This window comes from Nostocoides japonicum T1-X7, from assembly GCF_001046855.1.
Lineage (GTDB): Bacteria > Actinomycetota > Actinomycetes > Actinomycetales > Dermatophilaceae > Nostocoides > Nostocoides japonicum.
The window spans coordinates 1,158,999-1,181,413 of the sequence record NZ_HF570958.1 but is presented as its reverse complement, the minus strand read 5'-3'; the positions used below and the strand labels follow the sequence as shown (position 1 = coordinate 1,181,413).

Below are 22,415 nucleotides of genomic sequence, written 5' to 3'. Positions count from 1 at the left end.
TGATCCTCCCTGGCACCGCGGACGATTCGAGCCGCGGCAGCGTTTCAGGAGGCGGCGACCGGACCGCCATGCACAGATATTCACTTGTGTAACAGCAGTTTTCATCGATCACCACCTTGATCTCGCTATCGAACTCCTGTACACTAGTGGTATGCACCGACACCCACTCATCCCGCGGACCCGGCCCGGCGCCGGATCGGGGTCGACGGTGCTCACTGCCGAGTCGGCGGCCCCCGGGCCCGGCGCGGGCGCCGGCCGGACGACACACACGGTGGAGACGGCATACACGGTGGAGGGAGTGCTCGCCTGGCTGGCCGAGACCGATGGGGCCGCCCTGGTGGACGGGGCGCGGGTGGAGCTGCTCGCCGGGCTGGAGCGGGTGACCTCGGGAGTCGCGGCGGCACAGGCACGGGTGACGGTGGCGTTCGCGGACTCCCAGCTCGCCGCTGCCGCCACCGCCGGAGGGGGTCAGGGCGCGACCGCCTCTGCCACCGAGGATGCGAGATCAGCATTGTCGCGGGCGCGACGGGCGCGAGTGGCCCGTAGCATCGGCTCGCAGGTGGCCCTCGCGCGGCGACAGTCCCCCGTCAAAGGGGACCGGCTGGTCGGGCTGGCCCGGGCCCTGGTCGGCGAGCTCCCGTCGACGCTGGCGGCGTTGACCGCCGGGGACACGACCGAGTGGCGGGCCACCCTGGTGGCCCGGGAGACCACGGTCCTCGACCCCGCCGACCGGGCCGTGGCCGACGCCCGACTCGGACCGCTGCTGCCCGGCCTGGGCGACGCCGGCACCGAGCGTGCCGCTCGGCAGGTCGTGTAGGAGCTGGACGCCGACGCGATGGCCCGCCGGATCCGCCGCGCGGTCGGCTCCCGCCGGGTGTCGACCCGCCCCGCTCCGGACGGGATGGCCTATCTGACGATCCTCGGTCCCCTGACCCAGGTCGTCGGCGCCTACGCCACCCTCGAGCGGCACGCGCGGGCCGTGCTGACCGGCGGTCCCGGTGCCGTCGACGCATTCGGACGCGTCGAGCAACCCGACGGCCGCGGACGCGCCCAGATCATGGCCGACGCCGCGCTGCGGTGGCTGACAGGGCTGGATCTGGGCCAGGCGCAGCCCGTCGAGGTCAACCTGGTCATGCCCCCAGACGTCCTGTTCGGCGGCCCCGAGGCCGACACTCCGACCCGGATCCCCGGCCACGGCACCATTCCCGCGCCCATGGCCCGCGGCCTCGTCCATGCCCACACCGGCGACGAGGAGGCGGCCGACGACGACTCAGGCTCGAGCCGTGCACCCCGCCGCGTCGGCCCGACCACGAATGACCCGGCCTCACGCCGCGCCGCTCTCCGCGACGACGAGAACAACACCGAGAGCCTCGCCCATTGCGAGGATCTCCGCGCAGCAGCTCGCACCGACCCGGGCGCCTCCGGCCGCACGGGCGACGGCGACGGCGATCGCGGCAGGCGGCAGGGCGAGCGTGACGAGGAACCGCAGGACCGGGGTCGACGAGCGTGGACGGTGACGACACCGTCGACGAGCCCGATGGCTCAGGGCAGAGGCAGCCTTCAGTCCGAGGTCTCCGTGACGAGCCTGATGACTCCTGCCATCGACAGTCCCCCGTGATCCGAAGCATCGGCCACGCCCCCGACGCGGCGACGCAGGCTGCCGGAGTCTGGCTCCGGCGTCTGTTCACCAGCCCCGATGGACGGGACCTGGTCGCCATGGGCTCCCGCCGCCGCGTCTTCACCGGCCAGCTCCGCAGGTTGTTGCTCCTACGCGACGATGTATGCCGGACGCCTTACTGCGGCGCGCCCATCCGGCACGTCGATCACGTCACGCCGCACGCCGCCGGCGGCGCCACCTCCGCTGCCAACGCCGGGGGCCTGTGTCAACGCTGCAACCTGGTCAAGGAGGAGCCCGGCTGGTATGCCCGCGTCACGGCCCCTCCGGCTTCGACGAGCCACGCATTCCACCGCGCAGGCCACGACCGACCAGGCGACGACCGACCAGGCGATCATCAGCCAGCGAGCGACCACGCAGCAGGGTCACCCTCGGGGAACCCGCACACGACGAGAACCACCACCCCGGCCGGCCACACCTACCACTCGACCGCCCCGCCCATCCTCGGTTGGGCCTGGCGTCCAGACGAGCCACCGACCAACCTCCCCGCTCCGCAGCACGAGAACCCTTCGGCTGGGAGCGAGCGAGACGATCCCGGGGACCAGCCCGGCCCGGACGAGGAACGCCCGCGCGACGTGAACCACGAGGACCAGCACGATGCCGACCCCTGGGACGGACGCGACGCCGATCGCTGGAACGAGGAAGGCCTCGCCCTTCCCACCGGAGCACGCCTCTGCACCCCGGAAGAGCTGGAGCACCCCGACCCCGACGACACCGCCGCCTGGCTCCGCTGGATGGTCGACCACGGCGTTCCGGACCACCACCTCACCGCTTGAGCACCGGGGTGACCTCGTCAGGCAGGTCGACTCCGTCACCACATCCGAACGGGCGACGCGGCCACCGGCCGACGACGATGCGCGCGGGCGGCGATCGTCCGCCTCGCGCCTCAGCGAGGCGTTCCGGGCCGGACGGGGGCGGTGGTCAGCACGCGGGCGCCGAGCCAGTGGCAGGCGGCGAGCGCCAGCTCCACGGACTGCCGGTTGTCCGCGATGGGAGAGCCGATGGCCTTCTCCGCGCTCGAGATGCGGTACCTCACCGAGTTCTTGTGCATGAGCATCGCCCCGGCGGTCGCGGTGTAGCTGCCGTCGTGGCGCAGGAACAGCCGCAGCGTCTCACGGAGTCGCTCATGGTTCTCGTCGTCCGTCGCGAGGGACCCGAGAGTGGTCTGCACCCAGCGCCGGGTCGCCTCCGGCTGGGTCGAGAGCAGGGCGACGACGTCCAGGCCCGGTTCCCCGTAGCAGGTGACGGCCCGATGCCGGTCGCCGACGACGCAGACGCGTTGGGCGTCGATCGCCTCGAGGTGGCTGCGCCGGAAGCCGTCCGGACCAGAGGCGGGTCGCCCGAAGGCCATCATCGCCTGAGGTGGGAGATCGGCCTTGAGCACGTCGACGATCGGCTCCGGGTCGAAGCGATAGTCGGCCCCGACGGCGATCCAGAACCACGCGCTCGCGCGGTCCCGCGGGATGACGAGGGGGGCGGGGGCGCCCAGGCGCTCGGCGATGGCGTTGAGCACCGCGGTGAAGCGGTGGATCTGGTCGCGTGGCGCCCCCGTCTCGTCGACCCAGACGACCGCGCCGAGGTGGCGGACGCGCAGGCGGTAGCCGATGGCGGCCTCCGCTGCGTCGACGTCGTCGAGGTCGTCGCTCGCGACGAGCTCCTCCACCCGCGCCACGCGCATCGTGTTGCGGTCGGCCAGCCAGCGTTCGCGCTCGCTCTCGTACACGACGACGACCCGCTGGGAGATCCAGTCGATGTAGTCGAAGGTGACGTTGACGATGTGGTCGTATGCCCTCGCCCGGGTGCTCTCGTCGCACGCGTGCCGGAGGGACTCGGCATACGCGGCCTGGACGAGGTTCTGCTGACCCAGCCGGTAAGCGCGGACGAGCGCGTTGACCGGGACGTCGCGCTGGGCGAGGCGGCGCGCGTACTCGAAGGCGGCGGACGGCGGCTCGATCCGGTCGACGGGGATGCCGTGCCGAAGGGAGTGGAGGATGTTGTCGACATTGCCCTCGATGCTCGCGCCGAGCAGGTCGAGGAGACGGTCGTCGCCGTCGAGCTCGCCGATCCGGGTGGCGAGGACAGCCCTCATGTCGAGGGTGACGTCGACGAGCCGGTCGTTGAGGGCGGCTGCGACGGCGACGACATGCGCCCGGGCGTCTGCGTCGAGCTCGGGCGACGGCATGCTCATGGACACTGTGCTCCCGCTGCCCGGTCCGTGGATGACGGACCTACTCCCAGGATCGTACGGCGGCGGCCACGACGTCAGGATCGGAGTCCTCGGGCACGGCGACGATCCGGGGCGCGCCGGTGCTGCCGCCCGGGACCGGGCCGAGCGGACCGACGAGGCCCCAGGGTCGTCCCTCGGTCCCGGTCGGCGGGGCCGCACCGATCCAGCAGCCGACCGATGGCACGTCGCCGGAGGCCCAGGCCGGCGCGTTGTCCGTCCGGACCCACACGCTCCTCCCGACGTGTCCCGCGGCGTTGGCGACGGGGGTGTATGCGTCGGGGTCGGGCAGGTCGTCGGCCCCCGCGTCGCCCTCGTCGATGAGGATCGCGGCGATCTCGACGTCCGCGAGCGTGCCCAGGGCGCCGGCGACGTACATCGCCGCCGCGTCGACCGTGTCGTCGTCCACGGGCAGGTCGCCGACGCCGGCGAGCCCGTTGGCGAGGGCCGCCCAGCGACCGGGCGAGGGGATGACCGCGACGACGGGCAGCCGGGTCGCCGCCGCGACGGCCCGGAGCACCTCCGCGACCCGCAGGGTGCTCGCTCCGTCCCCGAGGAGCGTGCGCAGCGCTCGGCCGCGGCGGGTCTGCCGGTGCATGGCGTCGAGCAGGTCGGTGCGGTCGGGTCCCGGCGTCCACGCGGTGGCCACGTCGACGAGCACCGCGTCGGGCTGGAGCAGCCCGACGCACCGGGAGAAGTAGCCGCCGAGGGCGCCGGTGTCCGACCACGGGACGGCCTCGCCGGAGAGGAGGACCCTCCGGGTGAAGCCGTCGCCGTCGACGAGGACCGGTCCGGGCCGTCCCGGGCGGGAGGGGATGGGCGATGGCTCCCGGGGTGCGCTCGTCATCATTCGCCCCCGCCCTGGAGCTGCGCCCGCGCCGCCTCGAGCTCGGCACGGAGCGTGAGGACCTCGATCTCCCGCGGGTCGGGAAGCAGGAGCGGTGGCAGCTCCGCCATCGGCGCGGCGAGCCGCACCGGGCCCTTGGCGCCCCAGACGGTGGCCCAGATCCTCTCGTTGTCGGGTCCCCACGACCCGTAGTACGGCACGTTCGCGGGCGGCTCGTCGGTGACCCAGTCCGCGACGAACTCGGCGTAGGGACGACTCCGTCGCCGCCGGGCCTCACGCTCGTCGGCGCGGGCGGCAGCCGTGGCCTCCTCGTCGACGGCGAGGGTCTCGCTGTCGAACACGACCCGGTAGACGTTCTCGGCCTGCCCGACCGAGAGGTAGCCGGCCTCGACGTCGGCGACGACGGCGGCAGGATCACGCTCCAGCACGTCGCCGTAGCCGCCGCCGGACCCCTGGCAGATCATGTACATCTCGCCTTCGGCCGCGAGCTCGAAGCCCATGCCGAGGTGGTGGGTGGAGTAGTGGGCGTCGGGGAAGGGTCGCTCGTTCATGAGCCGCTCGTAGTCGAACTCGAACAACTCCGGTCGTTCGCGGAGGGTCTCGAACACGTTGGTGCCCTTGATCTTCGCCAAGGGGATCGTCGGGCAGCCGTAGCCACCGAACAGGCCCGGGACGGCGGGGAACTTGGAGCCGCTCGACACCGTCGCGAAGCCCCACATGGGGGTGCCCTTCGCGGCGACCGCGATCTCGTAGCCCATGCCGCCGCGATACTTGCCGAACGCCTGGTTGTCCCGCTTGATCCTCTTGGAGATCAGCTGGAGGAAGGGGACGTCCTCCTCGATGATCTCCTGCTCGCCGAGATCGGCCATCGCGGCGAAGAAGGGCGCCATCGCGGGCTCGCCGTCGCGGTAGGCACGCGCCCCACCGCCCATGCCGTTGAGGTCCGCGCACACGTTGCCGAGGAACTGCCCGTGCTGGTTGACGCCGCCGAAGAGGAAGGTGTTGATCTGGTTGAACCAGGGGGCGATGATCGAGCCGAACTTCTCCGGGCAGCTGAACGTCATCTTCGGGAAGAGCGCCTGGACGATCCCGAAGGTCTTGAAGATGCTCTGCAACGACTGGCCGACCGGTGCCTCGTCGCTGGGGTCGACGCAGCTGCCGGGGTGGGTGAGCACCTCGATCGAGTTCATGATGCTGATGCCGCGGGGGAGGTCCGGCCACAGGAAGCCGAGGATCCCCTGGTTCATGCCGCACTTGGCCGAGCCGAGATTGGCGTTGAACGCCCGGTTGAGGAACTGGGGAGCGCTGCCGCGCCAGTCGATCGTCATGTCGTCGCCGCGGATCGTGATGGCGCAGGGGTACTTCAGCATCACGTTCTCGCGCAGGGTGCCGTCGCCGAAGTAGTTCACCCGGTACGTGCCGTCGGGGATCGCCGAGATCCGGCGGCGCGCCTCGGCCTCGACGTCCTCGAGGGACCTGCGGAGCGAGACGAGAAAGGCGTCGCGGCCGACCTCGTCGATCAGGCCGACGACCCGCTCCTTGATGCGCTGGGCCGCGTAGTACTTCACCTTGAGGTCCTGGTACTGCAGCGCCGGCTCGCGGACCGAGTTCTGGAGGAAGGTGAGCAGGTCGCGGCGCAGCTCCCCCTTCTCGATGATCTTGAACGGGCTCATCCGGAGCCCGTCGTCGAAGGCGGACTCCGACGAGGACGGCATACCGCCGGGCTCCTTGGCGCCGTTCTCGCCCTCGTGGACGACGGTGGCGACCCAGGCGATGAGCTCGTCCTCGTAGAAGACCGGGAGGATGATCGACTGGTCGGTGTTGTGGATGTTGCCGTAGCGGGCGTCGTTGTGGATGAACGCGTCACCGTCGTGCACCCCGACGCTCGGGTCGCCGATCCAGTACTTGTTGATGAAGCGCACGGGGTAGTGCAGGACGGAGGCGAAGGCGAGGACGCCACCGGTGCTGATGTGCACCAGGTCACCGCCGGCGGAGTAGACGGCACTCGTCAGGTCGCCCCACTTGGCCCCCGGGGCGGCGCCGGTCTGGGCCATCATCTCGTATGCCTCGTCGAGGCCGGAGACGATGCGCTTGCGGACGCGGTCCAGCTCGTTGGCGTCCCACTCCCGCGCCATGAGCTCCTCCTCGGCGGGGGTCCGGGGCGCCGACTTGTGGTCGCGCATGATCTCCGGGTCGGGCCCGAGGAACATGGTCGCCTCGGCGAGGAAGCGGTCGACGCGGGCCTGGTCCGCGGCGGACGTCTCGTACACGGTGGTCATCGGTAGCTCCAAACGGAAGGACGGACTGGATGGATGATCACGACGCGGCGTCGTCGCGAAGGAACCAGATGGCGCCGTGGCCGCCGACCTCGAGCCGCCAGCCCGGCTGGACGAGGTAGGTCGTCGTCGGGACGGTGACGACCGCGGGGCCGTGGAGGACGGCCGACGGCTGCAGCGCCGCCTCGTCGTAGACGGAGACCTCGACGGGGCCCTCCACACCGGGGAACCGGCAGGTCCGTGTGCCGACCGGCGCCGGAGACACGAGCTCGCCGCTGGGCCGCCGTGCGTCGAAGGTGATCGTCTCGGTCGGGACGTACGACGCGACGCGGACGGTGGTGACCCGGATCCCGGCCTCGGGGGACTGGGATCCGGCCCCGTAGCGTCTCGCGTAGTCGCCCGCGAACAGCTCGGCGAGGTGGAGGCAGTCGCCGATGCTCGTCATCCGCGAGATGTCGGAGGTGACCGCCATCGTGACCAGCTGGTTGCCGTAGCGCATGTCGAGCTCGAGCCGGTGCTGGATCGCGTCGCGGTCCAGGCCCTGCCGGACGAGATCGTTGCGTCCCTTCTCCTCCAGCTCCTCGACGACCCCGTTGAAGGCGTCGAAGTCGGTGAACAGCACCCGGGTCGTCGCGTCGAAGAGGGTGATCGGCACGGTCCGCTCGTGGATGTGCAGCTGGGAGGTGTTCCCCGCGCCGAGCGCGGAGAAGACCGAGCTGTAGGGCGGCACGAGGACCCTGTCGATGCCGAGGTGTCCGGCGATGCCGCAGGCGTGGAGCGGACCGTTCCCGCCGTACGCGAGCATGGTGAACTCCTGCGGCTGGTAACCCCGCAGGCGCAGCTCCTTGGCCATGCCGCTGGCCATCTGCTCGTCGACCTCGGACGTGATGAGCGCGGCGATCTCCTCGATCTCCAGGTCGAGGTGGTCGCCGAACTCCTCGTCGAGGGCGAACCGGGCGCGCTTGACGTTGAGCGGGATGTTGCCCCCGGCATACCCCACGGGGTCGATGTAGCCGAGGACGACGTCGGCGTCGGTCACGGTGGGGCGCGATCCGCCGCGGTCGTAGCAGGCCGGCCCGGGCGACGATCCGGCGCTCTCCGGTCCTACGGCGATGGACTTGTGGAGCGTGTCGTACCGGGCGATGGAGCCGCCACCGGCCCCGAGGGTCACGAGGTGCACCATCGGGACGGTGACGAGCCAGCGGTCGATGACGGGCATGAAGTCGTAGTGCTTCACCCCGTCCCCGGGGACGAGGCCGATGTCGAAGCTCGTGCCGCCCATGTCGGTCGCCACGACGTTGCCGATGCCGGTCTGCTGGCCGAGGTGCTCGCTCGCCGCGATACCGGCGACCGGGCCGCTGTGGATCGTCTGGAGGGCGTCCGTCGAGTTCAGCTGCGCCATCCCGCCGGAGTTGTGGTTGACGAGCATCGGCCTCGTGTAACCGTGTTCGCGGAGGTTCTGCTCGAGATCGGACAGCGCGAAGTACATCGTCGAGTGGAGGTATGCCGCGATGATCGTCGACGTCGTCCGGACGTACTCCCCCTTGCGCCCCGACATCTGGTGCGACAACAGCATGGGGATCGACCCGAGCTGATGGGCCGGGTACTCCTCGAGGAAGATCTGCTGGACCCGCCGCTCGTGGACGGGGTTCTCCACGGCGTTGGTGAAGGAGACGACGACGGCCTGGGCACCCGCGTCGACAAGGCCCCGCAGGGCGCGGCGCACGTCGTCCTCGTCGAGGTCGAGGACGACGTTCCCTGCGTAGTCGACCCGCTCGCGCACCGACCGGATGAGGCGTTGCGGGACGATGGGGTCGGGGCGGGTGCCGCTCGACAGGTCGTTGCGGCCGAGCTCGTCGAGCCCCTCTCCGTAGCCCCGTCCCCGGGACAGCGGGATCGTGGCGTCGAACCCGGCGGTCACGAGGGCGCCGACGGCCGGGCCCTTGCGTTCGATGAGCGCATTCGTCCCGAGCGTCGTCGCATACCGGACCGAGTCGACGCCCGAGAGGACGGTCTTGCGGTCGAGCTGCAGCGTGGAGCACGCGTGGTCGAGGGCCTCGTTGAAGCCGCTGGAGAGGTTGTGGTGGGTGGTCAGAGCCTTGGCCTGGACGTAGGTGCCGTCCCAGGCGACGAGGCAGTCGGTGAACGTGCCGCCGATGTCGACCGAGATCCGCTTCATGGGGCTGCCTTTCTGCGCAGGCGGGTCAGTGGGTATGGAGGTGGTCGGTGACCTGCACGTCGCGGCCGAGGGTCAGCGGGACGGGGCCCTGCCAGCCCGACCACTGGGCGCGGAGGGCGTCGACGTCGATCTCGAGGTCGTGCGTCGGTGGGTGGCCCGGCGGGAGGTACTCGGTCTCGAGCATGGTTCCGCAGCCGGGGCAGGAGAACTCGAGGATCCGGCACCAGCTCGGGTCGGGGGCGAAGGTGAACTCGTACCGGTCGGCGTCGATGAGGGGACGGTGGATCTCGGTGGGGTCGCGGTCGTAGACGAGCGTCCCCGTCTTGTAGTCGTCCCGAGCCGGAGCGATGTCCGCGTCGCAGCGGCGGCACCGCCACATCTCGGTGTCGAGGTCGATGTCGAGGTACTCGGTCATGGGGATGCGCATCAGTCGTTCTCCTTCGAGGAGCCGGGGATGTCGGTGAGCAGGAGGTCGCCGGAGCCGCTCACGGCGACGGTCCAGCCGTCCGGCACGAACATCGTGAAGAAGGGGCCTTCGACGACCAGCGGCCCATGGCCCTCCGCACCGTGCTCCTGGCGGGCGAGGTCGACGACCGGGACCTCGCTCCGGGTCCCCGTGGCGTCCGCGACGGCCCGAGTTCCCGACGACTCGAAGGCGGTATGCGAGATCGCCACGGGGTCCTCGAGCCTCGGGTGCGGCAGGACCGCCACCACCTGCAGCTGGACCCGGCCGCCCGCCTTCAGGGCCCTCGCCGCGTCGTCCCGGCCCCCGAGCGGCGTCGTCGCACCGGCGGCGTCGACGACCGCCCAGGTGAGCTCGCAGTCGGCGATCGCGATGTTCTCGGCGAACATGTCCCGCTCGGCGTGGGCGAGCAGCTCCTCGATCGCGGCCGTCACCGCCGCGTCGTCGGGCCGGTCCCCCGCCGCCGTGCGATAGGTCTGGCCGATGTCGGAGAACCCGATCCCGAACGCGCTGAACACCGCGGCGGATCGCGGGATGACGACGTTCGGCACGCCCGCCCGGCGGGCCGCCGCGCAGATGCTCATCGGCCCCGCTCCGCCGAACGCGGCGATCGTCGTCGCCGGCCCGGCCTCGGTGCGCAGGACCTCGGCCATCCGGGCGGCATACGTGTCCTGCATCCGGGTGAGGGCCTCGGGCAGGTCGATCCCGAGCGGATCGGCGATCGTCGCCCGGACGGCTGCCGCGCTCCGGTCGACGTCGAGCCGGAAGGTTCCCCCGAGGTAGGTGCTGCTGTCGAGGACCCCGGTGAGGAGCAGGACGTCGGTGATCGTGGCCTGCGTGCCACCGAGCCCGAAGCACGCGGGTCCGGGGGCGGCGCCGACGCTCCGGGGCCCGACGCCGAGGACGCCGTCGGTCACATGGAACACCGAGCTGCCACCGATGCCGTGGCTCGTGATGCGGGCGAGCGGCAGGGACGTCGTCACGCCGGCGACCGTGCCGAACCAGTCGATGTCGACGGCTCCGTCGCGGACCATGGCGAGGTCGGTCGTCGTGCCGCCGACGTCGACCATGAGGACCTCGTCGAGCCCGTAGTGCCGCGCGAGGGCCCGCGTGCCCTCCACGCCGCCGCGCGGGCCGGAGCTGTAGGTCTTGATGGCCGCCGACTTCGCGACCCGCGACGAGGCGCCGTCGTTGCGGAAGACGAGCAGCGGGTTCCGCGTGCGGTGCTCGCGGAGCCGGCTCTCCGCGTTGAAGAGGAACCGCTCCATCGCCGGGTGGAGGAAGGCGTTGAGCAGGCTCGACCACGTCCGCCGGACGTCGTCGTCGCCCCCGATGAGCTCGTTGCTGAACAGGAGCGGCACCGCGCCGAGCAGCTGGCGAGGGAAGATGGCCAGCAGCAGGTCCCGGATCCGCCGCTCGGCGACCGCGCCGTCCGGGCCGCCGACCGAGATGACGAACCGGCTCGCGCCCTCCGCGGCGAGCCTGTTGCATACCGTGACGAGCTCGCCCTCGAGCGTCTCGTCGTCGACACCGAGGTCGAGGACCGCGCTGCGCGACCCGACGAGGGCGGCGTACAGGTCGGCCGTCTCCTCCTCCCGCGCCAGGTCCTCCAGGATGCGCGGGTCGTCGACGAGGAGGCCGAGCCTCGGGCCCACCCGTTGGACGAGGGCGTTGGTCCCCTGGGTCGTGGAGTAGCGGATGTAGTCGGTCGTCCGGAGCAGCGCCGGGAGGGAGCGCGCGTCACCGACCTCGTGGGAGACGCGTTCGAGTCCGTCGAAGAGGCAACGGCTCAGGTCGTGCGGCGTCGTGAGGGTCTTGGTGTATGCGACCTGCTGGCCGTCGATGACACAGACGTCGGTCAGCGTGCCGCCGTTGTCGATGGTGATGAGTCTGCTCATGAATCCTGGAGCTCCTGTGCTGGACCGGCCGGGCGTGCGGGCCGCCACCGCCGGACCCTGGATCGTCACGTGAGGGTCGGGAGGTCGCTGCTCCGCGATGCCCTGAACCCTCGTCGTCTCGGGGCGCCGGCTCATCGTTCTCCGACGACGAAGTTGTCGTGGGAACTTGTCACCGAGGCACGAAGCCATCCGGCCGAGGCGTTCGTAGCCTCGGACGCGTGAACCAGACGCCCTTGGCCATCGCCGACCTCACGCAGCAGCGTGCGTCGACCGATCCGCACCGTGCCTGCATCAGGGACGCGGAGCACGCCCTGACGAACGAGCGGTTCCACTCCGCGGTCGTCGCGTGCGCCGCCCGGCTGTCCGGGTTCGGTGTGTCGAGCGGCGACACCGTGGCCGTCATGCTGCCCAACTGTGTCGAGCTCGTCGTCACGATGTTCGCGGCGTGGAGCCTCGGCGCGGCGACGACGCCGGTGAACCCCGCCCTCACCGACGACGAGGTGACCTATCAGCTCGAGGACTCCGCGAGCCGGGTCCTCGTCGCCGAGGACCGCGGCGGCGCCCTGGCATCCGCCCTCGACATCCACCACGTCGACCGGTCGGAGGTGCTGCCCTCCGGAGACTCACCGGCCGGGACGCCCGGGCCGGGACCGGCGCTCGACGACTTCGCCCTCATCATCTACACGAGCGGGACGACCGGCCGCCCCAAGGGCGTGCTCCTCGACCACGCCAACCTCACGGCGATGAGCGACGCCCTCATCACCGAGCTGAGCCTCACCGAGGACGACACGAGCCTGCTCGTCCTGCCCCTGTTCCACGTCAACGGGCTCGTCGTCAGCGTCCTCGCCACCCTGAGGGCCAGGGGCGCCGTCGTCGTGGCTCCCCGGTTCGCCGTCGACTCCTTCTGGGAGATCATCGAGACGACCCGGCCGACCTTCTTCTCCGCCGTCCCCACGATCTACGCGCTCCTCGACGCGAAGACCGACCGCGCCGTCGACACCACGAGCCTGCGGTTCGCGATCTGCGGCGCCGCCCCGATGCCGCCCGAGCTCATCGGCACGATCGAGAGGCGCTTCGGCTTCCCCGTCGTCGAGGGGTACGGCCTGTCCGAGTGCTCCGTCGCAGCGACCCTCAACCCGGTGGCCGGCCCGCGCAAGCCCGGCACGGTGGGGCGAGCACTGCCGGGCCAGGAGGTGGCGATCATGGGCCTCGACGGCGAGCTCCTGCCACCGGGAGCCTCCGGCGAGGTCGTCATCCGCGGCGCCAACGTCATGCGCGGCTACCTCGGCAAGCCCGAGGTCACCGCGACGGTCGTCCGCGACGGGTGGCTGCACACGGGCGACGTCGGCCGCCTCGACGAGGACGGCTACCTCGTCCTCGTCGACCGGCTCAAGGACATGATCATCCGCGGCGGGGAGAACATCTACCCCAAGGAGATCGAGGACGTCATCTACCGGCACCCGGCCGTCCTCGAGACGGCCGTCGTCGGCCGCCCGGACCCCGTCATGGGCGAGGTGCCGGTGGCCTTCGTCGCCCCGCGCCCCGGGATGACCATCGACCCGGCCGAGGTGTCCGAGCTCTGCGAGCGGGTCCTCGCGAAGTACAAGCGCCCCGTCGAGGTCCAGGTCCTCCCGAGCCTGCCGAAGAACTCGGTCGGCAAGATCGTCAAGGGATTCCTCCGGCAGCGGTCGAGGGCGTGACGGCCGCGGCGCCCTCGGCGCCCCGGAGGGCGCCGCTGCCAGGATCCGACGACGTCGGTCAGGGCTCGATGATGTTGAAGCCGGGGTCGGGTGCCTGCAGGACCGCGAAGATCTGCTGGAGGACGCCGGGGTCCCCGTCGACGACGAGACCGGCGCCCTGGGCTCCTGCGACGTCGCCGCCCGCGAGGAGCGCGAGGGCCCTCCGGGGGACCGTGATGGTCGCCGCGACGTCTCCCGGCGTGTCCGAGCCGTAGGTCAGCGCGCCGTTGCGCAGCGAGGTCCGCAGCGTGACGTCGTGGTCGGGGAACACCCAGCGCAGGGCGATGTCGAGGTCCCACGCGCGGGGCCCGTCGACCTGGATCGCCACGGCGTCGAGGAACATCTGCGGAGACAGCTGACCGATGATGTCCGGTGAGGCGCTGACGGTCGGGGACCCGAAGCTCCCGCTGCGCAGCTCCATCGCGCCGGAGAGGAACGCGCTGCGCCACGTGCCGTTCTCGCTCCCGAACCCGAGCGCCTCGAGCGTGTCGGCGAGCAGCGCCCGTGCGGCTTCGTGGGTGGGGTCCGCGAAGACGACGTGGTCGAGCACCTGGGCCGCCCAGCGCAGGTCTCCGGCCTCGAAGCTGGCACGGGCCTTCTCCACGACCGCGTCGGCGCCGCCCATGAACTCGACGTAGCGCGTGGCCGCCTCCTGCGGCGGGTGCTGCCACAACCGCGCGGGGTTGCCGTCGTACCAGCCCAGGTAGCGCTGGTAGATCGCCTTGACGTTGTGGCTCACCGACCCGTAGTAGCCGTGCGTGCTCCACGCCCGGTCGAGCGAGGGCGGCATCTGGAGCTGCTCGGCGATCTCCGGGCCGGTGTACCCGGCATTGAGCATCCGCAGGGTCTGGTCGTGGAGGTAGGCGTAGAGGTCGCGGTGCGTCGCGATGAACTCGACGACCCGGTCGTTGCCCCAGGTCGGCCAGTGGTGGGAGGTGAAGACGACGTCGGAGTCGGCGCCGAACAGCTCCAGCGCCTCCCCGAGGTAGTGGGACCACGTGTGCGGGTCGCGGACGACGGCCCCTCGGATGGTGAGGATGTTGTGGAGCGTATGCGTCGCATTCTCGGCCATGCACAGGGCCCGGCAGTCCGGGAAGTGGAAGTGCATCTCGGCCGGCGCCTCGGTGCCCGGGGCGAGCTGGAAGACCATCCGGACTCCGTCGACGGTCAGCTCCTGGCCCGTGTGCGTGATCTCCACCGTCGGTGTGATGAGGGTGACCGTGCCGGTGGACGTCGTCTGGCCGAGCCCCGCCCCGAGACCCCCGGCGGCGTTGCGCGGCAGCGCCGCGCCGTACATGTAGCCGGCGCGGCGGGCCATCGCCGTGCCGGTGTAGAGGTTCTCCGCGATGGCCGGCTCGAGGAAGCCCACCGGCGCGATGATCTGCACCCTGCCGTCGTCGACCTCCTCCTGGGTCGTCACGCCCTTGACGCCGCCGAAGTGGTCGACGTGGCAGTGGGTGTAGATGACGGCGACGACCGGGCGGTCGCCCCGGTGCTCGCGGTAGAGCTCGAGGGCGGCCTCCGCCGTCTCGGTGGAGATGAGCGGGTCGATGACGATGACCCCGGTGTCGCCCTCCACGAAGGAGATGTTCGACAGGTCGAACCCGCGCACCTGGTAGATCCCGTCGGTCACCTCGAAGAGGCCCTGCTTCGCGACGAGCTGCGACTGCCGCCACAGACTCGGATGAACGGTCTCAGGCGCGTCACCGGTGATGAAGTCGTAGGAGTCGTTGTCCCACACCACGTCACCCGCGGCATTTCTGATGACTCCTGGCGTCAGCGAGGCGATGTGACCTCGCTCGGCGTCCTCGAAGTCCTGGGTGTCGTCGAAGGGGTAGATCGTGTCCGCCATCCTGCGCTCCTCGCATAGGTCATCGGTTCGCGTCGAAGGTCGCACGGCGAGGATTCCGTGCGCCTCACCCCGTCAAGATGATTCCCCAACCCGCCACGCTCCCTGGCGTTTCGTGCCATGCGGCGGCGACCCGGTACCGGTCCCTGCCGTCCCCGGCGAGGACGGGAGGATGAGGGCATACCTCGGACCAAGGGATGGAGTGTCATGGTGGCGACCGCGGATGTCCTGATCATCGGTGCCGGCGTGGTCGGCGCGTCGACGGCCCTGGAGCTGGCCCGGCGGGGGCTGGACGTCCTGGTCCTCGACAAGGCCGGCGGGGCGGGGATGGGCTCCACGAGCGCCTCCAGCGCGGTCGTCCGGTTCAACTACTCCACGTGGGAGGGCGTGGCCGCCTCCTGGGAGTCCAAGTTCCGCTGGGAGGCCTGGGAGGAGCACCTCGGCTACCGCGACCCTGCGGGGCTGGCGCGCTTCCACCGCTCCGGAATGGTCTTCCTCGACGTGCCCATCGCCCCCCGGGAGAGGCTCATCGCCCTGTTCGACCGCGCCGGCGTCCCCTACGAGACCTGGGACACCGCCACCCTCGCCGCCCGGGTCCCCGGCATCGACACCGGTGCCTACTACCCGCCCAAGCGCGTGGACTCCGAGGAGTTCTTCGACGACGCGCCCGGCCGGCTCGGCGCCGTGTTCATGCCCGACGCCGGCTACGTCGACGACCCCCGCCTGGCCGCCGCCAACCTCGCCGCGGCCGCGACGCACCGCGGCGCCCGGTTCGCATACCGCCGGCAGGTCACCGCCATCACTCGGGCAGGCAGCGTGTGGCGCGTCGACCTCGCTGGTGAGGAGCCCGTCGAGGCACCCGTCGTCCTCAACGCGGCGGGGCCCTGGTCACGCACCGTCAACGCGATGGCCGGCGCCGGCCGCGACTTCACCATCTCCGTCGCCCCCCTGCGCCAGGAGGTCCACCACGTCCCCGCTCCGGCACCACTCCTGGCCAGCCCCCACGGCGTCCCCTCGTTCGCCGACATGGATCTCGGCACCTATATGCGCCCGGAGACCGGCGGCCACCTCCTCGTCGGCGGCACCGAACCCGACTGCGACCCCCTGGAGTGGATCGACGACCCCGACGCCGCGAACCCCAACCCCACCCTCGAACGCTTCGAGGCGCAGGTCACCCGCGCCGCCCGGCGCTTCCCCGACCTCAGCGTCCCCAACCGGCCCAAGGGCATCGCCGGCGTCTACGACGTCGCCGACGACTGGACCCCCATCTACGACAGGACCGCCCTGCCCGGCTTCTACGTCGCGATCGGCACCAGCGGCAACCAGTTCAAGAACGCCCCCATCATCGGCTCCCCCATGGACACCCTCATCGACGCCGTCGAGAACGGCCACGACCACGACGCCGACCCCGTGCACTACACGTGCCCCCACACCGGGCACGACCTCGATCTCGCCACCTTCTCCCGCCGCCGCCCCGTCAACACCGAGTCCTCCGGCACCGTCATGGGCTGACTCCGCTACGCCGGCTCCGTCGTGCTGCGGTGGCGGCCCAGCCACTCGGCAGCGGTGACGGCGGCCGCCGCCGACCACGCCTGGGGCCGGCAGGCGGCCGGATAGGGCACCGGCCTGCCCTCGCCCGACCACAGCTCCGGCAGCCGCGCGTCGAACGCCTGCGCGGCACGGAGCAGTCCCTCGACGAGGCCCGCGGCGAGGCGGCCGTGTCCGCACCTCTCGAGACCGGCGATCGCGATGGCGGTGTCGTGGGGCCACACCGAGCCGCAGTGGTAGCTCAACGGGCTGTATGCGACCGCCTCGCTCGACATCGTCCGCAGCCCGAGCCCGGAGTCCAGGTCGGCGGCCGTCAGGCGGCGCGCGACGAGGGCTTCCTCCTCGGTGTTCAGCAGGCCCGTCCCGAGGAGGTGGCCGATGTTGCTCGTCACCGCGTCGACCCGCCGCTTCGCACCGTCGAGGGCCATCGCGGGGTAGCGGTCCGCGCCGCGTCCGCACCAGAACCGGGAGCGGAACCGCGTCGCGAGGTCCGCAGCCCACGACCGGTAGCGGTCGGCACCCTCGAGCCCGAAGGCGTCGAGGAGGGCGGCTCCTCCGACGGCCGCCTCGTAGGCATACCCCTGGACCTCGCAGAGGGCGACGGGTCCCTCGGCGATGCGCCCGTCGGCGAACCGGACCGAGTCGCGGGAGTCCTTCCAGCCCTGGTTGGCCAGCCCGTGGCCGCTCGCGTCGAGGTACTCGAGGAAACCGTCGCCGTCGGCGTCTCCCCAACGGGTCAGCCAGCCCAGCGCGTGCTCGAGCGTCGGGAGGAGGGCGCGGACCTGCTCCTCGGGGAGGCCGGCCCGCCAGGCGTCGTGGAGGAGGCAGATCCACAGTGGCGTCGCGTCGACGGTGCCGTAGTAGAGGGGCGGCAGCGACGTGCCGCCGAACGCGTAGGTTCCGCGACGGAGCTCGTGGGGGATCTTGCCGGGCTCCTCGGCCGTCGTGACGTCGACCGCCGTCCCGGCCAATCCGGCGAGGGCCCGCAGCGTGCCGCCCGCCTGATCGACGTCGACCCCGAGCAGCAGCCGCGAGGTCCACAGGCTGTCCCGCCCGAAGAGCGTGAAGTACCACGGGGCGCCCGCCGCGAAGAAGGCGTCGTCGGGCTGTCGGCGCGTCGCGACCCGGAGCCCGTCGAGGTCCTCGAGCGACCGCCGCAGCCACGGGCGCAGCCGCACGTCGACCGTCGGGATGCCGGTGAGGGACCCGACGACCGCCTCGACGGACAGCCCGGAACCCGAGGCGGCCACGATGATCGCGGCGGAGTCCTCGACGTCGATCCGCCAGCCGACCTCGACCGACTTCCCCGGGCCGATGGTGACCGGCCAGGTGAGGACGAGTCGGGTGCCGTCCTCCTCGGCGGCGACCTGCGCGCCGGGCGCGGCCGCCCGGGCGGCGACCTCGCTCGTCCCGAAGGCGACCGCCCCGTCGTGGATCGTGAAGCGGGTCGGCTCCGCGTCGCGCCCCATCTTGATCAGCTCCATCGGGGCGAGGTCGCAGGCCAGCTCGAGCCGGAGCGGGACGGTGGTCTCCGTGGCGAGATCGGAGTGGAGGTGGAGCCGCTCCTCGAGCGCACCGGGAGCCACCCCGCGGACGACGTCGAGGCGCAGGAAGCGGTCCACCGTGCCGCCCGGGACGCCGGGGGCCATCGACACGAACCGCGCCTCACGCTCGCTGACCAGCTCGGTTGCCAGGTGCGCGGGCAGCCGCCCGGCGACCTCCAGCCGCCACCCGCTGAGCACCCGGACGTCGGCGTGGAACAGTCCCTGGGCGGTGGCCATCCCGTCGCGGCGCGGCGCCATCCCTCCCGCCGGGTCCGACAGCGCCTGTGTGGGTGCCGCGCAGAGGGTCACGAGGTCATGGAGGAGCGGCTGGTCAGGTTGCGGCATGGCGACATCCTCGTCACCGCCGCGCCGACGCGTCGAGCACGGCGCGCACGATGCCGTCGGCGTCGAGGCCGAAGGAGGACAGGAGCTCCTCGCGGGTTCCCGCCGCCACGAAGCGCCCCGGTGGCAGGGCCAGCGTGCGCAGCTGCGGGGTCGACGACCCGCAGTGCTCGCGCAGGGCACGGGCGAGCGTCTCCCCGAAGGCGCCCGAGGGGGCGTTGTCCTCGACGGTGACGACGAGTCGGTGGCGCGCCGCCGCGGCCACGAGGTCGAGGTCGATCGGGTGCACCCAGCGCGGGTCGACGATGGTGACGGCGAGACCGTGTCCGGCGAGCCGGTCGGCCGCCTCCACGGCCGCCCCGGCGAGGGGGCCGACGGGGACGACGAGGACCTCCGCCTCCGCGCCACCACCGGCGAGGACCTCGGCCTCGCCCCACCGGGCCCGCGCCGGGAGGACGGCGCTGCTCGTCCCACGGGGGAAGCGCAGCACGCTCGGCCCTCCGTAGGCGACGCAGGCGCGCAGCAGCGCGCGGAGCTGTGCGGTGTCCCTCGGGGCGGCCACCCGGGCGCCCGGGACGAGTCCGAAGAGGGACACGTCCCACATGCCGTGGTGGGAGGGTCCGTCCGGACCTGTGATGCCGGCCCGGTCGAGGACGAAGGTGATCGCGGACCGGTGGAGAGCGGCATCCATGAGCACCTGGTCGAAGGCGCGGTTGAGGAAGGTCGAGTAGATCGCGACGACCGGGTGCAGGCCCCCGGTGGCGAGGCCGGCGGCCGATGCGACGGCGTGCTGCTCGGCGATGCCGACGTCGAAGACGCGGTCGGGGAAGTGCCGGGCGAAGCGGAGCAGCCCCGTCGGCCGGAGCATCGCGGCGGTGACGGCGACGATGTCCGCCCGCTCGTGGCCGAGCCGGGCCAGCTCGTCGCCGAAGACCTCCGTCCAGTCCGCGCCACCCCGCCGCGGGGACCGGGCGGACGTCCCCGACACGGTGTGCTGGCGGTCCGCCTCGTCGGCCTCGGCCGGCGGATGGCCCGCACCTTTGCGGGTGACGGCGTGGACGACGACGGGGTGGTGCAGCGCTGCGGCGGCCCGCTCGAGGGCGGCGCTGTCGTGGCCCTCCACCGGCCCGACGTAGGCGAAGCCGAGGTCCTCGAACAGGTTCCCGGCCGCGGTGCCCTCGCGGAGGCCACGCAGGTGGACGGCCACCTGGCCCGCGGTGGGCCCGTAGGAGCGGCCGTTGTCGTTGAGGACGACGACGACCGGTCGATGCGGCGCGGCGCCGAGGTTGTTCAGCGCCTCCCAGCACATGCCGCCGGTGAGTGCTCCGTCCCCGACGACGGCGACGACCCGCCGGTCGCACCGGCCGGTCAGGCCGAACGCCTTGGCCAGCCCGTCGGCATAGGCGAGCGAGGTCGACGCGTGGGAGTTCTCCACGACGTCGTGCGCGCTCTCGGCTCGGCTGGGGTAGCCGGACAGTCCTCCCGCGGAGCGCAGCGTCCCGAGGGCGTCGAGGCGGCCGGTGAGCATCTTGTGGACATAGGCCTGGTGCCCGGTGTCCCAGACGATCACGTCGTGCGGCGACCTGAACACGCGGTGGAGGGCGATGGTCAGCTCGACGACGCCGAGGTTGGGCCCGAGGTGGCCACCGGTCGTGCTGACCTGCCGGACGAGCTCGGCGCGGATCTGCGCGGCGAGCTCGGGCAAGGCCGCCGGCGGGACGCGCCGAAGGTCGTCGGGGGACCGGACGCTCGCCAGCAGGTCGGTCGGGATGAGCGGTTCCAGCTCGGTCGGGGCACCGATCGCTGTCATCGGCTCACGCCCCCACGGCCGCGCGGATGGACTCCCGGAGCGATCCCATCGTCGCGACGACGGCGGTCGGCTCATAGCCGCAGTGCGCCATGCAGTTCGCGCAGCGCGGGTCGCGGCCGCGGCCGTAGGCGTCCCAGTCGGTCGTCTCGATGAGCTCGCGGTAGGTGGGCACCCACCCGTCGTCGAGCAGGTAGCACGGCCGCTGCCAGCCCTTGAGCGAGTACGACGGGATGGCCCACGCGGTGCAGTCGAAGTCCACCTTGCCCTCGAGGAAGTCGAGGAACAGCGGCGAGTGGTTGAGACGCCACCGCTTGCGGCGCCCGTCGGCGAAGGCCTTGCGGAACAGCTCCCTCGTCTGCTGGGGACCGAGCCAGTGCTCCTGGTCGGGCGCCTTCTCGTAGGCGAAGCCCGGGGAGATCTGCATGTTGTCGACGTGGAGCTCGTCGTTGAGGTAGTCCAGGACGTCGATGACGTCCTGGGGAGTGTCGGTGTCGAAGAACGTCGTGTTCGTCATCACCCGGAACCCGGCCGCCTGGGCCTGCGTGATCGCCGCGACGGCCTGGTCGAAGACGCCGTCCTTGCAGACCGAGGCGTCGTGCCGCTCCCGCAGCCCGTCGATGTGGACCATCCAGGCGAAGTTCTTGTGCGGTGTGAACTTGTGGAGGTGCTTGGGCAGCAGCAGGGCGTTGGTGCACAGGAAGACGATCTTCCTGCGGGCGAGCAGCTGACGGACGATCTCGTCGATCTCCTTGTGCATCAAGGGCTCGCCGCCGGCGATGGAGACCATGGGGGCGCCGCTCTCCTCGATCGCGGCGACGGCCTGCTCCACGGGCATCCGTTGCCGGAGCAGGGTATGCGGCTGCTGGATCTTCCCGCAGCCCGCGCACTTGAGGTTGCAGGCGAACAGCGGCTCCAGCTCGACCAGGAGCGGGAACTTCTTGCGGCGCAACACCTTCTGCTTCATCAGGTATGCCCCCAGCCGGACGGTCTGGCGCAGCGGCATGCTCATCTCGACACCTCTTTCGGCAGGGTGAACTCGACGTCCTCGACGAGGTCGCCGCGTTCGTGGACGCTGACGGGCCCGAGGCCCGCGAGACTCTGCACCAGCTCGTCGACGAGGGCCGGCGGAGCGGATGCCCCGGCGGTGATCCCCACGCGTCGCGAGCCGGCGAGCCAGGAGAGCTCCACGGCGGTCGCGTCGTCGACGAGGTGGGCCGTGGCACCCGCGGCCTCGGCGACCTCGGCGAGACGCTGGGAGTTGGAGGAGTTCTGCGACCCGAGGACGAGGACGAGGTCGCTGTCGCGGGCGATGTCGCGCACGGCCCGCTGCCGGTTCGTCGTCGCGTAGCAGATGTCGTCCCTGTGCGGCGCGGACAGCAGGGGGAAGCGCCGGCGCAGCACGGCCGCGGTCTCGGCGGCCTCGTCGACCGCCAGCGTCGTCTGCATGACGTAGGAGACCCGGGTGGGGTCGGGGACCTCCACGCGCTCCGCCTCGTCGGGGTCCGCGACGACGATGACGTTCTCGGGCGCCTCGCCATGGGTGCCGACCACCTCCTCGTGGTCGTGATGCCCGATGAGGAGGACGGCCCGGTCGCCCGCGGCGAACCGGCGGACCTCCTGGTGCACCTTGGCGACGAGGGGGCAGGTCGCGTCGACGACCCGCAGTCCTCGATCGGCGGCCTGCTGCCGGACGACGGGCGCCACCCCGTGCGCGGCGAGGACGAGGACGCTGCCCTCGGGGACCTCGTCGGCCTCCTCGACGAACACCGCGCCCCGGCGCTCGAGGCCGGCCACGACGTGGCGGTTGTGGACGATCTGCCGGCGCACGTAGACGGGGGGCCCGAAGCGGTCCAGAGCCCGCTCGACGATCTCGATCGCCCGCTCGACCCCGGCGCAGAACGAGCGAGGGGTGGCGAGGAGGATCTCCCGTTCCCCCACCGCGGCGGCCCAGGCGTCGACGACCGGGGCGGCCCGGCGCAGGGCGGTCAGCGCCCGGATCCCGCGGGCCGGCGTGCCGGCGG

At 71.9% G+C, this 22,415-nt stretch carries 16 protein-coding genes and 1 pseudogene; 6 read left to right on the top strand and 11 right to left on the bottom strand.

Translation table 11 applies throughout. The features are described 5' to 3' along the window. The first annotated feature begins 151 nt into the window (after positions 1-151). The 4 genes and pseudogenes from BN12_RS05365 to BN12_RS26015 all read left to right on the top strand — a co-directional run bounded on the left by BN12_RS05365 (position 152) and on the right by BN12_RS26015 (position 2,451). On the top strand, positions 152-817 hold the full coding sequence (locus BN12_RS05365) for a hypothetical protein (RefSeq protein ID WP_157635363.1): 666 nt from the start codon (positions 152-154) through the stop codon (positions 815-817). An 18-nt stretch (positions 818-835) separates the two neighbouring features. After that, positions 836-1,618, top strand: a complete 783-nt coding sequence (locus tag BN12_RS05360) for a hypothetical protein (protein ID WP_048550699.1) — start codon at positions 836-838, stop codon at positions 1,616-1,618. Between the two features lie 98 nt (positions 1,619-1,716). Continuing rightward, positions 1,717-1,893 (top strand): annotated as a pseudogene (locus BN12_RS26020) (HNH endonuclease signature motif containing protein); the annotation flags it as partial. A 357-nt stretch (positions 1,894-2,250) separates the two neighbouring features. Then, positions 2,251-2,451: a hypothetical protein gene (locus tag BN12_RS26015; RefSeq protein ID WP_048550698.1), complete on the top strand. Its 201-nt coding sequence runs from the start codon at positions 2,251-2,253 to the stop codon at positions 2,449-2,451. Between the two features lie 110 nt (positions 2,452-2,561). On the opposite strand, the gene BN12_RS05350 is transcribed toward BN12_RS26015, so the two are convergent. Genes BN12_RS05350 through BN12_RS05325 form a run of 6 tightly spaced genes read right to left on the bottom strand, consistent with a single transcriptional unit; the run spans position 2,562 to position 11,562 of the window. Next, positions 2,562-3,863: a PucR family transcriptional regulator gene (locus BN12_RS05350; RefSeq protein WP_048550697.1), complete on the bottom strand. Its 1,302-nt coding sequence runs from the start codon at positions 3,861-3,863 to the stop codon at positions 2,562-2,564. Positions 3,864-3,903: 40 nt separating this feature from the next. Beyond that, a complete protein-coding gene (locus BN12_RS05345) occupies positions 3,904-4,746 on the bottom strand; it encodes a hypothetical protein (protein ID WP_157635362.1) in 843 nt (280 codons plus the stop codon). Next, positions 4,746-7,025 (bottom strand): hydantoinase B/oxoprolinase family protein, encoded by a 2,280-nt coding sequence (locus BN12_RS05340; protein WP_048550695.1) that lies wholly within the window; start codon positions 7,023-7,025, stop codon positions 4,746-4,748. The genes BN12_RS05345 and BN12_RS05340 overlap by 1 nt, the downstream gene beginning before the upstream one ends. A 37-nt stretch (positions 7,026-7,062) precedes the next feature. Further along, positions 7,063-9,201 (bottom strand): hydantoinase/oxoprolinase family protein, encoded by a 2,139-nt coding sequence (locus tag BN12_RS05335; protein WP_048550693.1) that lies wholly within the window; start codon positions 9,199-9,201, stop codon positions 7,063-7,065. Positions 9,202-9,226: 25 nt separating this feature from the next. After that, a complete protein-coding gene (locus BN12_RS05330; protein WP_048550690.1) occupies positions 9,227-9,628 on the bottom strand; it encodes an acetone carboxylase subunit gamma in 402 nt (133 codons plus the stop codon). Then, entirely contained in the window at positions 9,628-11,562 is a 1,935-nt protein-coding gene (locus BN12_RS05325) for a hydantoinase/oxoprolinase family protein (RefSeq protein ID WP_048550688.1), read from the bottom strand. The genes BN12_RS05330 and BN12_RS05325 overlap by 1 nt, the downstream gene beginning before the upstream one ends. A gap of 218 nt (positions 11,563-11,780) precedes the next feature. Between BN12_RS05325 and BN12_RS05320 the strand changes: the two genes are divergently transcribed. After that, on the top strand, positions 11,781-13,262 hold the full coding sequence (locus BN12_RS05320; RefSeq protein ID WP_048550686.1) for a class I adenylate-forming enzyme family protein: 1,482 nt from the start codon (positions 11,781-11,783) through the stop codon (positions 13,260-13,262). 58 nt (positions 13,263-13,320) lie between these two features. Here the strand turns inward: BN12_RS05320 and BN12_RS05315 are convergent, their stop codons facing one another. Then, on the bottom strand, positions 13,321-15,153 hold the full coding sequence (locus BN12_RS05315) for an alkyl/aryl-sulfatase (protein ID WP_048550684.1): 1,833 nt from the start codon (positions 15,151-15,153) through the stop codon (positions 13,321-13,323). A gap of 204 nt (positions 15,154-15,357) precedes the next feature. Between BN12_RS05315 and BN12_RS05310 the strand changes: the two genes are divergently transcribed. Continuing rightward, positions 15,358-16,662 carry an NAD(P)/FAD-dependent oxidoreductase gene (locus tag BN12_RS05310; RefSeq protein ID WP_048550683.1) on the top strand — a complete coding sequence of 435 codons (1,305 nt, stop codon included), beginning with the start codon at positions 15,358-15,360 and terminating at the stop codon, positions 16,660-16,662. Between the two features lie 5 nt (positions 16,663-16,667). Here BN12_RS05310 and BN12_RS05305 read toward each other — a convergent pair whose 3' ends face one another. The 4 genes from BN12_RS05305 to ispH form a co-directional block, all read right to left on the bottom strand. Further along, positions 16,668-18,587, bottom strand: a complete 1,920-nt coding sequence (locus BN12_RS05305; RefSeq protein WP_048550682.1) for a glycogen debranching N-terminal domain-containing protein — start codon at positions 18,585-18,587, stop codon at positions 16,668-16,670. A 13-nt stretch (positions 18,588-18,600) separates the two neighbouring features. Continuing rightward, complete coding sequence (locus BN12_RS05300) at positions 18,601-20,394, bottom strand: 1-deoxy-D-xylulose-5-phosphate synthase (protein WP_048550680.1); 1,794 nt, start codon at positions 20,392-20,394, stop codon at positions 18,601-18,603. 4 nt (positions 20,395-20,398) lie between these two features. After that, positions 20,399-21,403: an adenosyl-hopene transferase HpnH gene (hpnH, locus tag BN12_RS05295; RefSeq protein WP_048550678.1), complete on the bottom strand. Its 1,005-nt coding sequence runs from the start codon at positions 21,401-21,403 to the stop codon at positions 20,399-20,401. Beyond that, a partial coding sequence (gene ispH / locus BN12_RS05290; protein WP_157635672.1) for a 4-hydroxy-3-methylbut-2-enyl diphosphate reductase occupies positions 21,400-22,415 on the bottom strand: 1,016 nt, incomplete at its 5' end. The genes hpnH and ispH, both read right to left, overlap by 4 nt.